This is a genomic window from Pseudomonas sp. A1230 (assembly GCF_044218825.1).
In the GTDB taxonomy this organism is placed as follows: Bacteria; Pseudomonadota; Gammaproteobacteria; order Pseudomonadales; family Pseudomonadaceae; genus Aquipseudomonas; species Aquipseudomonas iridis.
Window position 1 is genome coordinate 5,215,249 of the sequence record NZ_CP162582.1, and the last position, 13,438, is coordinate 5,228,686.

A 13,438-nucleotide genomic window follows, 5' to 3' on the forward strand; every position below is an offset into this window, starting at 1 on the left:
GGCGGTTGCCGCGCTTAGTTGGCAGCAGCCTTGTTGGTGGCTCGCTCTTTGGCAACCAGTTGGTCAGCCAGTTTCAGCGCTTGCTCGGCACCACCGGCGGAGCCGATGTCGAAGCGATATTTGCCGTTGACGATCATGGTTGGCACGCCGGTGATTTCATACTTCTTGGCCAGTTCGCGAGCCTTTACGATCTGACCCTTGATGGCGAAAGAGTCGAAAGTGGCGAGGAACTTGTCCTTGTCCACGCCTTGAGTGGCGAGGAAGTCAGCCATGTCGTTCTTGTCGATCAGCTTCTTGTGCTGCTTCTGGATCGCTTCAAACACAGCGCTGTGAACCTTGTGTTCAACACCCATAGCTTCCAGCGTCAGGAACATCTGGCCGTGAGCGTCCCATGGGCCGCCGAACATGGCTGGAATACGCACGAAGTTGACGTCGGATGGCAGTTTTTCAACCCACGGATTGATCACTGGCTCAAAGGAGTAGCAATGCGGGCAGCCGTACCAGAACAGCTCTACCACTTCGATCTTGCCAGGCACGGCAACCGGCACCGGATTGCTCAGCTCTACATAAGGGGCGGCAGGGGCTTCAGCGGCCTGGGCAGTCACGCCGAACAGGCTGGCAGCGACGAGGGCGGCGCTGATGATCAGATTACGCATGCTTTACTCCTGGACAAATTGGGTCGCCTCGCGCGACCTGTTTTCAGACAGGCCTTGGCGGGCATGAGTTCTGTAGTGTAACGGCAGCGGCCACAAAAAAGGGCGGCCAAAGCCACCCTTTTTATACTTGCTGCGACGGATTAATCGAGCGTTAACGTTGCGCGAGATGTCCGTTGCAGCCAGGGCTCTTAGTGCAGGCCCTGAATGTAGCTGGAGACCGCGGCGATGTCTTCATCACTCAGGCGCTTGGCAATGGTCTGCATGGTCATCGTGTCACCATCGTTGGTACGGCCGCCTTCTTCCTTGCGGAAATCGGTCAGCTGTTTGGCGATGTATGAAGCGTGTTGGCCACCCAGGTGCGGGAAGCCGGCAGCAGCGTTGCCGCTGCCATTGGGCGAGTGGCAACCGGTGCAGGCTGGCAGGCCCTTGGTCAGGTTGCCACCACGGAACAGGGCTTCACCGCGCGCCACAAGCTTGGGATCGGCGGCGCCGACGCTGCCTTTCTGGCTGGCGAAGTAGGCAGCCATGTCGGCCAGATCCTGATCGCTGAGGTTGGTCAGCAGACCAGTCATTTCCAGAACTACGCGCTTGCCCGACTTGATGTCGTGTAGCTGCTTGGTCAGGTAGCGTTCACCTTGACCGGCCAGTTTTGGAAAGTTTGGCGCCATGCTGTTCCCGTCCGGGCCATGGCAGGCTCCGCATACAGCGACTTTCGCCTGACCTGCTGCGGCATCACCTGCAGCATGGGCGAAGCCAGTTATTCCCACGGTCAACAGCAGACTCACGATCAATTTGTTCATCAGCTAATCCAACTACGGCTAAGGGTTAAGAGTTATGGACCGGGCTTACTCGCTCATCCAAAGGATGATGGCTTGGTAATCCTCGGCACTGCAGTCCATGCACAAACCACGCGGCGGCATCGCCTTGAAACCCTGGGTCACGTGTTGCACCAGCGTCTCCATACCTTTCGCCAACCTCGGCGTCCAAGCTGCCTGATCGCCTCTTTCGGGCGCCATGGGTAGTTGGCCGGAATGACAGGCACTACAAACACGGTTGTACACGGCTTCCGGATCCTGTGTAGCCTGTGCGCTGCAAAGCGGCATCAAGACTCCGGCAGCCAGCAGCCATTTAAACGACCTTTTCAGGGTTGAGAGCGTTTTGCGTTCTAATGCGCAATCAAGGTCTGTCGCTCTCGTAAACTTCGTCCTTCGCTGGGACAAAGCACACACAAAATCTGCGGCATTATATACTGGCGTCACTGAAACGGAAGCGACACCGCGTTCCGCGCCCATTCCCGGCGCCGCCCACATCGGAAATCCCATGCAGCTCAAAAATCCCATCCTCGGCCTGTGCCAACAGTCCACGTTCATGCTCAGTGCCGCCAAAGTCGATCAGTGCCCCGACGACGAAGGCTTTGAAGTCGCATTTGCCGGTCGTTCCAACGCCGGCAAATCCAGCGCGCTGAACACCCTGACTCACGCCAGCCTTGCGCGTACCTCGAAAACTCCGGGTCGCACACAGCTGTTGAACTTCTTCAAGCTAGACGAAGATCGTCGTCTGGTCGACCTGCCGGGCTACGGTTATGCAAAAGTACCGATCCCGCTGAAGATGCACTGGCAGCGTCACCTTGAGGCTTACCTGGGTGGCCGCGAGAGTTTGAAGGGTTTGATTCTGATGATGGACATCCGTCATCCAATGACCGACTTCGACCTGCTGATGCTCGACTGGGCGGTTGCGGCCGGCATGCCGATGCACATTCTGCTGACCAAAGCGGACAAGCTGACCTACGGCGCAGCGAAGAACACGCTGCTCAAGGTTCAGGCGGAAATTCGTAAGGGTTGGGGTGATCTGGTGACTATCCAGCTATTCTCGGCGCCGAAACGCATGGGTCTGGAAGAGGCCTACACTGTGTTGGCGGACTGGATGGAACTGGCCGACAAAGGCGCCGAAACAACGTCTGAGTAAAAGGATTTCAAAATCGTCTGTGGTGTCTTGCGTAGCACCACATCCGATTTTTGGGCAAAAAAAGCCCCGGATTTCAGTGGGGAGGGAGAAATTCCGGGGTTTAAGTTCCGAACCGCTAGGGCGGGGTTCAGATATCTGCCAACACTTAACACAACATAGGAGCATTGAAGGGCTTCACCAGCCATTCAGTAACTCTGAGTAGTGAGCTGCAAGATTAGTTCAGATTTTTTTCAAAAAGCTTTGGAATAAGCCCAAGCGCTATTCGGACTAAGCACCTTCCAAAGGGTTTGCCGCGGCGTGAAGCCGCAGCAAAACCAGCTCAAATGGCTTAGTGCGCCTCATCCCAGTTATTGCCCACACCCACTTCGACCAGCAGCGGCACATCCAGCTTCGCCGCTTCGCTCATGTGCTGACGAATTTCGGCGCTGACCTGATCAACCAGATCCTCGCGAACCTCCAGCACCAGTTCATCGTGCACTTGCAGTATGACTCGCGCGTCCAGCCCGGATGTCGTCAGCCAGTTATCCACCGCGACCATGGCTTTCTTGATGATGTCGGCTGCCGTGCCTTGCATCGGCGCGTTGATTGCCGTGCGTTCAGCGGCAGCGCGTTCCTGCGGCTTGTTGGAGTTGATTTCCGGCAAGTACAGGCGACGGCCGAAGAACGTTTCGACATAACCCTGATCCGCAGCCTGCGCGCGGGTGCGATCCATGTACTCGCGAACGCCCGGATAACGCGCAAAGTAGGTGTCGATGTAAGCCTTGGCGGTCTTGGTGTCGACGCCAATGTCCTTGCCGAGTTTCTGTGCGCCCATGCCGTAGATCAGGCCGAAGTTGATCGCCTTGGCGCCACGGCGCTGGTCGGAAGTCACTTCGTTGAGTTCGACCTTGAACACTTCGGCAGCGGTGGCGGTGTGCACATCCAGATTGTTGCGGAAGGCGTTCATCAAGCCTTCGTCCTTGGACAGGTGGGCCATGATCCGCAGTTCGATCTGCGAATAGTCCGCCGCCAGCAGTTTGTAGCCTTTTGGCGCGACGAAGGCCTGACGGATGCGTCGGCCTTCAGCGGTACGCACCGGAATGTTCTGCAGGTTCGGATCGCTGGAGGACAGACGCCCGGTCGATGCCACGGCCTGATGGTACGAGGTGTGGACGCGCCCGGTGCGCGGGTTGATCTGCTCCGGCAGGCGATCGGTGTAGGTGCTTTTCAGCTTGCTCATGGAGCGATGCGCCATCAGCACTTTCGGCAAGCGGTGATCGTCCTCGGCCAGTTTCGCCAAGACTTCTTCGGCGGTAGACGGCTGGCCCTTGGCGGTTTTCTTCAAAACCGGCAGGCCGAGTTTTTCGTAGAGAATCACGCCGAGCTGCTTGGGCGAGCCCAGGTTGAACTCTTCCCCAGCGATTTCGAACGCTTCGCGCTCCAGCGCGACCATCTTGTTGCCCAGCTCAATGCTCTGGATACCGAGCAGCTCGGCATCGACGAATGCGCCCTGGCGTTCGATGCGCGCCAGCACCGGTACCAATGGAATCTCGATGTCGGTCAGCACGCTGGCCAGGCTTGGAATGGCGCTGAGTTTTTCGAACAGCGTCTGGTGCAAACGCAAGGTGATGTCGGCGTCTTCGGCGGCATACGGCCCGGCCTGTTCCAGCGCGATTTGGTCGAAGGTCAGTTGCTTGGCGCCTTTGCCGGCGATGTCCTGGAAACTCACGGTGGTGTGGTCCAGGTACTTCTGCGCGAGGCTGTCCATGTCGTGGCGGGTGGCGGTGGAGTTGAGCACGTAGGACTCAAGCATCGTGTCGAAGGCGACGCCGCGCACGGTGATGCCTTCGTTCTGATCGCCGCCGATGGCGCAGTTGGCCAGAATGTTCATGTCGAACTTGGCGTGTTGGCCGACCTTGAGTTTGTTCGGGTCTTCGAGAATCGGCTTGAGCGCGCGCAGTACGGTGTCGCGATCCAGTTGCTCCGGCACGCCGATGTAGGAGTGGGTCAGCGGAATGTACGCCGCTTCGTTGGCCTGCACCGCGAACGACAGACCGACAAGCTGCGCCTGCTGCGCATCGATACCCGTGGTTTCAGTGTCGAAGGCGAACAGCTTGGCGTTCTTGAGTTTTTCCAGCCAGACGTCAAAACGCGCCTGATCGAGGATGGTTTCATAAGCCGCTTCAGCCGGAGCGGCCGGGGCCTCGGCCTCTGGCGCGCTGAACAGATCGCCCGCCGGCTCAGGCGCCGCAGCGCTACTCAGCTCCAGGCGTTTGGCGTCGCGATCGAGATCGTTGATCCAGCTTTTGAATTCCAGCAGCGTGTACAGCTCGTAGAGTTTGGCCGGATCTTCGGCGCGCATCTGCAAATCGTCGAGTTCGACGTCCAGCGGCACGTCGATCTTGATGGTCGCCAGTTGATAGGAGAGGAAAGCCATCTCCTTGTGTTCTTCGAGCTTGGCCGGCAGGGTCTTGGCGCCGCGAATCGGCAGGGTCGGCACGATGTCGAGCTGCGCATACAGTTCGGTCAGGCCACCGTTGACGCCGACCAGCAGGCCGGATGCGGTTTTCGGGCCGATGCCGGGAACGCCCGGAATGTTGTCGGAAGAGTCGCCCATCAGCGCCAGATAATCGATGATCTGCTCCGGAGCGACGCCGAATTTCTCCTTCACGCCCTCCACGTCCATCGAGCTACCGGACATGGTATTGACCAAGGTAATGTGGCCATCGACCAGTTGTGCCATGTCCTTGTCGCCGGTGGAGATGATCACCGGGCGATCCGCCGCCGCACTGCTGCGGGCCAGCGTGCCGATCACATCGTCGGCCTCGACGCCTTCCACGCACAGCAGCGGGAAGCCGAGGGCGATCACGCTCTGGTGCAGGGGCTCGATCTGTACGCGCATGTCGTCGGGCATGCTCGGGCGGTTGGCCTTGTATTCGGCGTACATCTCATCGCGAAATGTGCCGCCCTTGGCGTCGAAAACCACGGCGAACGGACTGTCCGGGTACTGTTTGCGCAAACTTTTGAGCATGTTCAGCACGCCCTTGACCGCACCGGTCGGCAGACCTTTGGAGGTGGTCAAAGGAGGCAGGGCGTGGAAAGCGCGGTACAGGTAAGACGAACCGTCCACCAGGACGAGGGGGGCTTGGCTCATGAGCAGAATCAACCTTTTCGGCGGGCCCGGCGCTAGAATAGCGGGACCGTTGACGACAAAGGGACAAGGTTATCATGCGTACGTTAAATCGCTTGCTGCTGGTCGGGTTGATTGCTGCTTCACCATTGGCCGCGATGGCGGCGGATGATGCGCCGACGGGGGACCCCGAAGTTACCATTCGCACGGAAGGCGACAAGACCATTCAGGAGTATCGACAAAACGGTTTCCTGTATGCGATCAAAGTCACGCCGAAGGGCGCACCGCCCTACTTTCTTGTGCGCGCAGACGGGACGGATGCGAACTTCATTCGCTCGGATCAGCCGGATATGCTGATTCCGTCGTGGAAGATTTTCGAATGGAAGTAGTCTCTTAATTTTAATCGGCGCCGCGTTGAACGCGGCGCCCGAACTGAGCAGTTTTTAACCATGTCTGTGTTCACCCCCCTGGCTCGGCCCGAGCTGGAAACCTTTCTCGCCCCTTACGGGCTTGGCCGTCTGCTTGATTTCCAGGGGATTGCCGCCGGCAGCGAAAACACCAATTTCTTCATCAGCCTGGAGCAGGGCGAATTCGTCCTGACCCTGGTCGAACGCGGCCCGGTGCAGGAGATGCCGTTCTTCATCGACCTGCTCGACGTGCTGCACGAAGCCGATCTGCCGGTGCCGTATGCACTGCGCACCACCGACGGCGTGGCGTTGCGTGAACTCAAAGGCAAACCGGCATTGCTGCAACCGCGTCTGGCTGGCAAGCACATCAAGGTCGCCAACGCCCAGCATTGCGCGCAGGTCGGCGAGTTGCAGGCGCATCTGCACCTGGCGACCCAGGGCGAGCACATGATCAAGCGCAAGACCGATCGTGGCCTCGACTGGATGCTGGAGGAGGGCACCGGGTTGCTCTCGCACCTGAGCGATGCGCCGCGCGCATTGCTGCAAAAGGCGCTGGATGAAATCACTGCGCGCAAGGACAAGATTCTCGCGCTGCCACGGGCGAATATTCACGCTGACCTGTTTCGCGACAACGCGATGTTCGAAGGCACGCATCTGACCGGGCTGATCGACTTCTACAACGCCTGCTCGGGCCCGATGCTCTATGACGTGGCGATTGCGTTGAACGATTGGTGCTCGGACGATGATGGTCTGATCGATGGCCCGCGTGCCCGTGCTTTCCTCGGCGCCTACGCGGCGCTACGGCCGTTTACGGCGGCAGAGGCTGAGCTGTGGCCGACCATGCTGCGCGTGGCGTGTGTGCGGTTCTGGCTGTCGCGGTTGATCGCGGCCGAGCAGTTTGCCGGGCAGGACGTGTTGATTCACGATCCGCAGGAGTTTGAGCAGCGCCTGGCGCAGCGGCAGATGGTTAGCATTCATCTGCCTTTTGCCCTTTAAAAGCTTCGCGAGCAGGCTCGCTCCCACAAGGAATAATGAAATCCTGTGGGAGCGAGCCTGCTCGCGAATGGGGGCAACACGAATGCCGGGGTTACAACGACTCCAGGCACCCCGCCAAATCATTGCCCAGCTTCTCCAGCACCTGCTCATACCCCTGAGCCGTCGCCGGGGTGTAACCGCCCAATGCATCCAGTTCCGCCAGTTTCACCGGCAGGCCGGCGACCAGCGTTTCCGCCAGACGCGGGCGCAATGGCGGCTCGCTGAACACGCAGGTCTTGCCCACTTCCTGCAAACGCTTGCGCATCGCAGCGACGTGCTGGGCACCCGGCTGCACCTCGGCCGCCACGCTGAACACGCCGGTATGCTTCAAGCCGTAAGCGTCTTCGAAGTAGTCGAACGCTTCGTGAAAGACGAAGTACGGTTTGCCTTCAACACTGGCCAGACGCTTCTTCAAACGCAGATCCAACGCATCAAGACGCTCATCGAAAGCCTTGGCGTTACTTTGATAGCGCTCGGCATTCGCCGGATCAGCTGCACTCAAATCAGCGGCCATTTTGTCGGCAATCACCCGCGCGTTCACCGGCGATAACCACAAGTGCGCATCCAGCGTGCCCGGACGGTGATCGTGGTCATGATCGTCGGCTTCTTCGGCGTGGGAATGACTGTCTTCAGCGAAATGGCGCAGTTTCATCCCCGGCAGATCCTGCACCGCGACGCTCGGCAGCGTACGACCGTTCAGCACGCGAGGCAGGAAACCTTCCATGCTCGGGCCGACCCAGTAGAGCAGATCCACCGATTGCACCTTCCGTACGTCGGATGGACGCAGCGCATAGTTGTGCGGCGAGGCACCCGGCGGCAGTAGTACCTCGGGAATCGCCACGCCGTCCTGCACGGCTGCGGCAATCAGCTGCAGCGGTTTGATGCTGGTGAGCACTTTGACCTCGGCCTGAGCCGAACCGATCAGCAGGAAACTGGCGACAAACGCCACAAAAACAGAAAAAAGTCGGGACACGATGACCACTCAAGGAGGCGAGAACGGGTAACATAATAACGTCTCTATCAAAACTCGTCGCCGCCCATGCCTATTACACCGATCGCCAGCCGTCCCCACGACCACTCTCATTGCGTGCACAGCGCTTTGTCCGAGGCCGATACTTTGTGTGCACAGAAAGGCTTGCGCCTGACTGCGTTGCGCCGCCGAGTGCTGGAGCTGGTGTGGCAAAGCCATAAACCGCTGGGTGCCTACGACATTCTGGCGGTGCTGAGCGAGCAGGACGGCCGCCGCGCCGCGCCGCCGACCGTGTACCGGGCGCTGGATTTCCTGCTGGAAAACGGCCTGGTGCATCGCATCTCCTCGCTCAACGCCTTTGTTGGCTGTGTGCACCCGGAACATGCGCATCAGGGCCAGTTCCTGATCTGCCGCGAATGCCACGCTGCCATCGAGCTTGAGCAAAAAGTGATCAGTGACGCAATCATCAACAGCGCCATGGATGTCGGTTTTATCGTCGAAGCGCAGACCGTCGAAGTGGTCGGCCTGTGCTCCGGTTGCCAGGGGGCTTGATGAGCAATGCGCTGATCCGTCTGGAGCAAGTCGCCGTCACGTTTGGCGGACAAACCGTGCTGGACAACATCGAGCTGAGCGTCGAGCCGGGGCAGATCGTCACCCTGATCGGCCCCAATGGCGCGGGCAAGACCACGCTGGTGCGCGCCGTGCTCGGATTGTTGAAACCGAACAGTGGCAGCGTCTGGCGCAAGCCGAAACTGCGTGTCGGCTACATGCCGCAAAAGCTCCACGTCGATCCGACCTTGCCGCTCTCGGTGCTGCGTTTTCTGCGTTTGGTGCCGGGCGTTGATCGCCCGCGTGCACTGGCGGCTCTGAAAGAAGTCGGTGCCGAGCACGTCATCGACAGCCCGGTGCAGAGCGTTTCCGGTGGTGAAATGCAGCGCGTACTGCTCGCCCGAGCCCTGCTGCGCGAACCGGAACTGCTGGTGCTCGATGAACCAGTGCAAGGCGTAGATGTCGCTGGCCAGGCGGAGCTGTACAGCCTGATCACCCGGCTGCGCGATCGCCACGGCTGCGGCGTGCTGATGGTTTCCCATGATTTGCATCTGGTGATGAGCACCACCGACCAGGTGGTCTGCCTCAACCGTCACGTCTGCTGCTCTGGGCATCCCGAGCAAGTCAGCGGCGATCCGGCGTTTGTCGAGCTGTTCGGCAAGAACGCGCCGAGCCTGGCGATTTATCACCACCACCACGACCACGCCCACGACCTGCACGGTTCAGTGGTCAAGGGCCCGGTTTCGGGCCAACCCCACGTTCATGGAGACAACTGCAAGCATGGCTGATTTTCTGTTGTATGCCCTGCTTGCAGGTCTGGCGCTGGCGGTGGTCGCAGGGCCGCTTGGCTCGTTTGTGGTGTGGCGGCGCATGGCGTATTTCGGCGATACCTTGTCCCATGCTGCATTGCTCGGCGTGGCACTGGGCTTTCTGCTGGATGTCAGCCCGACGGTTGCGGTCACGGTCGGTTGCCTGCTGCTGGCGGTGTTGCTGGTCACGTTGCAACAGCGCCAGCCTCTGGCATCCGACACGCTTTTGGGAATTCTCGCACCGAGCACGCTCTCTCTCGGGCTTGTCGTACTAAGCTTCATGCATGAAGTGCGGATCGACCTGATGGCCTATCTGTTCGGTGACCTGCTGGCGATCAGCCCGACTGACCTGGCGTGGATCCTCGGCGGCAGCGCGGCGGTGCTGGTGTTGCTGGTGACGCTGTGGCGGCCGCTGCTGGCGATCACCGTGCATGAGGAACTGGCCAGGGTTGAAGGCTTGCCGGTCGCGGGTTTGCGCATGGCGCTGATGTTGTTGATCGCGGTGGTGATCGCGGTGGCGATGAAAATCGTCGGCGTATTGCTGATTACTTCGCTGTTGATCATTCCGGCGGCTGCGGCACAGCGTCACGCTCGTTCGCCAGAGCAGATGGCGCTGGGCGCGAGCCTGCTGGGCATGCTCGCCGTGTGTGGCGGGCTGGCGCTGTCATGGTTCAAGGACACCCCGGCGGGTCCGTCAATCGTTGTGACGGCGGCCGCACTGTTTCTGCTGAGTTTTGTTCTGCCTCGTCGTGGGGTGTAGACTTGGCCGCTTTTTGCGCAATTAGAGAGTCGCAGGAATGAAGCCGTTCGCCTCCCGTTATCTGCTCCTTGTCGCATTTTCAGTGCTGCTGGGCGCCTGCCAAAGCACGCCGCCGGTGGCTGAAGTCCCCGATGCGCGGGCTACGGCCATCGCGCAGCTGGAACAAAGCCTGGCCAGCAGCGAATTGGCCACTGCCGAAGCCCAGTTGGCCACTTTGCAGACTGAAACCCCCAACGATCAATCCCTTGAGCAATATCAACGGCAATTGGCCGAGGCGTATCTGCGTCGCAGCCAGATCGTCTTGCAAAAGGGTGATGTAAACGCTGCTGCAACTGCTTTGAGCCGTGCACGTGTATTGATGCCCAAGGCCCCGGCGCTGACCGGTGGCGTCAACGGCGCCATTACCGAAGCACGCAAGGCCGAGCTTGAAAAAGCCGAGGCGGCGTTGCTCGCTGCGGAAGCCCGGCCGAAAGCCAAAGTGATTGACCCGACAGCCGAAAGCACCACGGTCGCGCTGAACATCACCGATAGTCCCAAACTTCGCCGGCAATTGGATGCGATCGCCGCCGATGTAGTGAATTACGAGTGTGCGGTGACTATTCAGGCGCCACGTACCAATGACTATCCCTGGCTGGCGAATTTGCTGACCAAGCGTGTGAAGAAATTGAATCCGGATTTTGATCTGAAGATCGAGAAGCAGATTCTGCGCACGGTGCCGGCGCAGATGGTGCTGAGTCCGCGTAAACCGTAAAAAGATCGCAGCCTCCGGCAGCTCTTACAGGGCGAATGTGAACCCATGTAGGAGCTGCCGAAGGCTGCGATCTTTTGCTTTTACGCCGGAACGGCTTTCGCCTTAGGCTCCCGAGCCCAAACCCGATGCTGCCCGATCGCGGCAAAGAACGGTTTGGTCAACGCCCCGACATCCTTACCCTCGAGCAACCCGGCATCTGCCTCCAGCTTCAGCACATCCAGCAATTGCTTGGCTTCGCCGTGCAAGGCAATCGCCTTCAGGTGCTTGTACGCCTCCAGCACGTAATGCAACGCCACGCCGTCACCGCTCAACGCTTTGATCGACGCCGCGCCACCCGGCACGAACACCGCATCGAAGATCACGGAAGGCATGCCTTCCATCGATGCATCCACCGGCAGGCTTTTGCCATCGGCGGTTTTTACCGGCGCCGAGGTCGGGCCGAGCAATTTAGCGTGCGCACCTTCAGCGGCCAGTGCTTTCTTCATTGCATCAATCGCTGCACCATCGACGCCGTTGGCAGCAAGAATCGCTACTTTTCGCGTCTTGATGTTTTCTGGCAACAAATTGGCCTGGCTCAGCGCCGGTGAGTGATCGAAAGACGTTTTGCGCGCTTCGACCGTGCCTTTGGTGGGTGCCGGAAGACCGAGATTTTCCGCCACGCGCTTGGCAAGTTCCAGATCGATGTTCGCCAGAATTTCGTTCACTTCCCGTGCACGGATGAACTCGCGCTCAACCTTGCCCAGCTCGAAGCTGTAAGCGGCAATGATGTGTTCCTTCTCATGCTCGCTCATGCTGTTGAAGAACAAGGTTGCCTGCGAGAAGTGATCGCTGAACGACTGGCTGCGCTGACGGATCTTGGCGGCGTCGATACGTTCCGGATAGCTCTCGAAACCACCGTCCTGCGCGGCCGGTGGCGTTTCTTTCGGCCAACCGCCGTCAATCGAATTCGGCTCGTAAGAGGCGCGCCCCTTGTCGATGGTTGTGCGGTGCTGAGCATCGCGCTGACCGTTGTGGAACGGCGCCACCGGGCGGTTGATCGGCAGCTCATGAAAGTTCGGCCCACCGAGTCGGCTGATTTGCGTATCGGTGTAGGAAAATAGCCGACCTTGCAGCAGCGGATCGTTGGAGAAGTCGATACCCGGAACAATGTGGCCAGGGCAGAACGCAACCTGCTCGGTCTCGGCGAAGAAGTTGTCCGGGTTGCGGTTGAGGGTCATTTTGCCCAGCGGCGTGATCGGCACGATTTCTTCCGGGATCAGCTTGGTCGGGTCGAGGATGTCGAAGTCGAAATCGTGCTCGTTTTCCTCCTCGATGATCTGCACGCCCAATTCCCATTCCGGGTAGTCGCCCATCTCGATGGCTTCCCAGAGATCGCGACGGTGATAGTCGGTGTCTTTACCGGCGAGCTTCTGCGCTTCGTCCCACACCAGCGAGCAAGTCCCCGCAGTTGGGCGCCAGTGGAATTTGACGAAGCGCGATTTGCCCTCGGCATTGATCAGGCGGAAGGTGTGCACGCCAAAGCCCTGCATGCTGCGAAGGCTCTTCGGGATCGCCCGGTCGGACATCGCCCAGATGACCATGTGCGCCGACTCCGGCACCAGCGACACGAAGTCCCAGAAGGTGTCGTGAGCCGAGCCACCGGTAGGGATTTCGTTGTGCGGTTCAGGTTTTACCGCGTGGACGAAATCAGGGAACTTGATCGCGTCCTGAATGAAAAACACCGGCATGTTGTTGCCGACCAGGTCGAAGTTGCCCTCGTCGGTGAAGAACTTCACGGCAAAACCGCGCACGTCACGCACGGTGTCGCCGGAACCGCGTGGCCCTTGCACCGTGGAAAAGCGGACGAACACCGGGGTTTTCTTCCCAGGGTCCTGTAGGAATCCGGCTTTGGTCAGCGCAGCATGATTTTCATAGGCTTGAAAAAAACCATGGGCCCCGGTGCCGCGGGCGTGGACGATACGCTCCGGGATACGTTCATGGTCAAAATGCGTGATTTTTTCACGCATGATGAAATCTTCCAGCAGCGACGGCCCGCGCTCCCCGACCTTGAGGGTGTTCTGGTTGTCGGCAACCTTCACGCCTTGGTTGGTGCGCAGTGCCTGGCCGGTGGCGTCGGAGCGAAAGGTCTCCAGACTGTCGAGCTTGGCGTTGGTGTTGGCGCGATCCGGGGTATCGGTTCCGGCCATTTCACTTTTTGCAGGGGCAGGTTTCTTGGTACTCATCAGACGTAAACTCCTCGTTTGACCCCCGGGACGTGCCGAGGACTCTTGAGTGGTTCCCGGGCACGGCACCCAGGCTTTCAAGTCGCTTAAGTAGTGACCGATGACAAGGAACTGGCGTTCCTTTTTTATGACCTTTGATCTTCTTATTGCCAATTCGAAGGTTAAATGCGAAATAAATGCTAAGAACCTCTATACGGACAGGCTA

At 59.4% G+C, this 13,438-nt stretch carries 13 protein-coding genes; 7 read left to right on the plus strand and 6 right to left on the minus strand.

Going from position 1 to position 13,438, the window contains the following annotated elements:
• Positions 1-14: 14 nt before the first annotated feature.
• The 3 genes from AB4P97_RS24420 to AB4P97_RS24430 form a co-directional block, all read right to left on the minus strand.
• Entirely contained in the window at positions 15-656 is a 642-nt protein-coding gene (locus tag AB4P97_RS24420) for a thiol:disulfide interchange protein DsbA/DsbL (RefSeq protein WP_042556951.1), read from the minus strand.
• 188 nt (positions 657-844) lie between these two features.
• The gene (locus AB4P97_RS24425; protein WP_042556952.1) at positions 845-1,456 is read right to left on the minus strand and encodes a cytochrome c; all 612 of its coding nucleotides are present in this window, start codon (positions 1,454-1,456) and stop codon (positions 845-847) included.
• 45 nt (positions 1,457-1,501) lie between these two features.
• Positions 1,502-1,759: a cytochrome c5 family protein gene (locus tag AB4P97_RS24430; protein WP_042561931.1), complete on the minus strand. Its 258-nt coding sequence runs from the start codon at positions 1,757-1,759 to the stop codon at positions 1,502-1,504.
• Between the two features lie 217 nt (positions 1,760-1,976).
• Here AB4P97_RS24430 and yihA point away from each other — a divergent pair, with 217 nt between their 5' ends.
• A complete protein-coding gene (gene yihA / locus AB4P97_RS24435) occupies positions 1,977-2,621 on the plus strand; it encodes a ribosome biogenesis GTP-binding protein YihA/YsxC (protein ID WP_395601719.1) in 645 nt (214 codons plus the stop codon).
• A 328-nt stretch (positions 2,622-2,949) separates the two neighbouring features.
• On the opposite strand, the gene polA is transcribed toward yihA, so the two are convergent.
• A complete protein-coding gene (polA, locus tag AB4P97_RS24440; protein ID WP_395601720.1) occupies positions 2,950-5,754 on the minus strand; it encodes a DNA polymerase I in 2,805 nt (934 codons plus the stop codon).
• A gap of 74 nt (positions 5,755-5,828) precedes the next feature.
• Here polA and AB4P97_RS24445 point away from each other — a divergent pair, with 74 nt between their 5' ends.
• Together AB4P97_RS24445 and AB4P97_RS24450 are read left to right on the plus strand one after the other, a co-directional pair.
• Positions 5,829-6,119, plus strand: a complete 291-nt coding sequence (locus tag AB4P97_RS24445; RefSeq protein ID WP_042556955.1) for a DUF2782 domain-containing protein — start codon at positions 5,829-5,831, stop codon at positions 6,117-6,119.
• A gap of 60 nt (positions 6,120-6,179) precedes the next feature.
• Positions 6,180-7,133, plus strand: a complete 954-nt coding sequence (locus AB4P97_RS24450; RefSeq protein ID WP_395601721.1) for a homoserine kinase — start codon at positions 6,180-6,182, stop codon at positions 7,131-7,133.
• Between the two features lie 91 nt (positions 7,134-7,224).
• Here AB4P97_RS24450 and AB4P97_RS24455 read toward each other — a convergent pair whose 3' ends face one another.
• Complete coding sequence (locus AB4P97_RS24455; protein WP_080896088.1) at positions 7,225-8,145, minus strand: zinc ABC transporter substrate-binding protein; 921 nt, start codon at positions 8,143-8,145, stop codon at positions 7,225-7,227.
• Positions 8,146-8,211: 66 nt separating this feature from the next.
• Between AB4P97_RS24455 and AB4P97_RS24460 the strand changes: the two genes are divergently transcribed.
• The 4 genes from AB4P97_RS24460 to AB4P97_RS24475 are packed head-to-tail and all read left to right on the plus strand — an operon-like array spanning position 8,212 to position 11,011.
• The gene (locus tag AB4P97_RS24460) at positions 8,212-8,694 is read left to right on the plus strand and encodes a Fur family transcriptional regulator (RefSeq protein WP_042556958.1); all 483 of its coding nucleotides are present in this window, start codon (positions 8,212-8,214) and stop codon (positions 8,692-8,694) included.
• Positions 8,694-9,479, plus strand: coding sequence for a zinc ABC transporter ATP-binding protein ZnuC (gene znuC, locus AB4P97_RS24465; RefSeq protein ID WP_042556959.1), 786 nt, complete (start codon positions 8,694-8,696; stop codon positions 9,477-9,479). Before AB4P97_RS24460 ends, znuC begins: the two co-directional genes overlap by 1 nt.
• Positions 9,472-10,260 (plus strand): zinc ABC transporter permease subunit ZnuB, encoded by a 789-nt coding sequence (gene znuB / locus AB4P97_RS24470; protein ID WP_042556960.1) that lies wholly within the window; start codon positions 9,472-9,474, stop codon positions 10,258-10,260. The genes znuC and znuB overlap by 8 nt, the downstream gene beginning before the upstream one ends.
• Positions 10,261-10,297: 37 nt before the next feature.
• On the plus strand, positions 10,298-11,011 hold the full coding sequence (locus tag AB4P97_RS24475) for a PA5502 family lipoprotein (protein ID WP_042556961.1): 714 nt from the start codon (positions 10,298-10,300) through the stop codon (positions 11,009-11,011).
• 80 nt (positions 11,012-11,091) lie between these two features.
• Here the strand turns inward: AB4P97_RS24475 and katE are convergent, their stop codons facing one another.
• Positions 11,092-13,233: a catalase HPII gene (katE, locus tag AB4P97_RS24480; protein WP_042556962.1), complete on the minus strand. Its 2,142-nt coding sequence runs from the start codon at positions 13,231-13,233 to the stop codon at positions 11,092-11,094.
• Positions 13,234-13,438 lie beyond the last annotated feature (205 nt).

Coding starts and splice junctions, on each gene's coding strand:
- AB4P97_RS24420 (WP_042556951.1), bottom strand. CDS start 656: ATGCGTAATCTGATCATCAGCGCCGCCCTCGTCGCTGCCAGCCTGTTC.
- AB4P97_RS24425 (WP_042556952.1), bottom strand. CDS start 1,456: ATGAACAAATTGATCGTGAGTCTGCTGTTGACCGTGGGAATAACTGGC.
- AB4P97_RS24430 (WP_042561931.1), bottom strand. CDS start 1,759: ATGCCGCTTTGCAGCGCACAGGCTACACAGGATCCGGAAGCCGTGTAC.
- yihA (WP_395601719.1), top strand. CDS start 1,977: ATGCAGCTCAAAAATCCCATCCTCGGCCTGTGCCAACAGTCCACGTTC.
- polA (WP_395601720.1), bottom strand. CDS start 5,754: ATGAGCCAAGCCCCCCTCGTCCTGGTGGACGGTTCGTCTTACCTGTAC.
- AB4P97_RS24445 (WP_042556955.1), top strand. CDS start 5,829: ATGCGTACGTTAAATCGCTTGCTGCTGGTCGGGTTGATTGCTGCTTCA.
- AB4P97_RS24450 (WP_395601721.1), top strand. CDS start 6,180: ATGTCTGTGTTCACCCCCCTGGCTCGGCCCGAGCTGGAAACCTTTCTC.
- AB4P97_RS24460 (WP_042556958.1), top strand. CDS start 8,212: ATGCCTATTACACCGATCGCCAGCCGTCCCCACGACCACTCTCATTGC.
- znuC (WP_042556959.1), top strand. CDS start 8,694: ATGAGCAATGCGCTGATCCGTCTGGAGCAAGTCGCCGTCACGTTTGGC.
- znuB (WP_042556960.1), top strand. CDS start 9,472: ATGGCTGATTTTCTGTTGTATGCCCTGCTTGCAGGTCTGGCGCTGGCG.
- AB4P97_RS24475 (WP_042556961.1), top strand. CDS start 10,298: ATGAAGCCGTTCGCCTCCCGTTATCTGCTCCTTGTCGCATTTTCAGTG.
- katE (WP_042556962.1), bottom strand. CDS start 13,233: ATGAGTACCAAGAAACCTGCCCCTGCAAAAAGTGAAATGGCCGGAACC.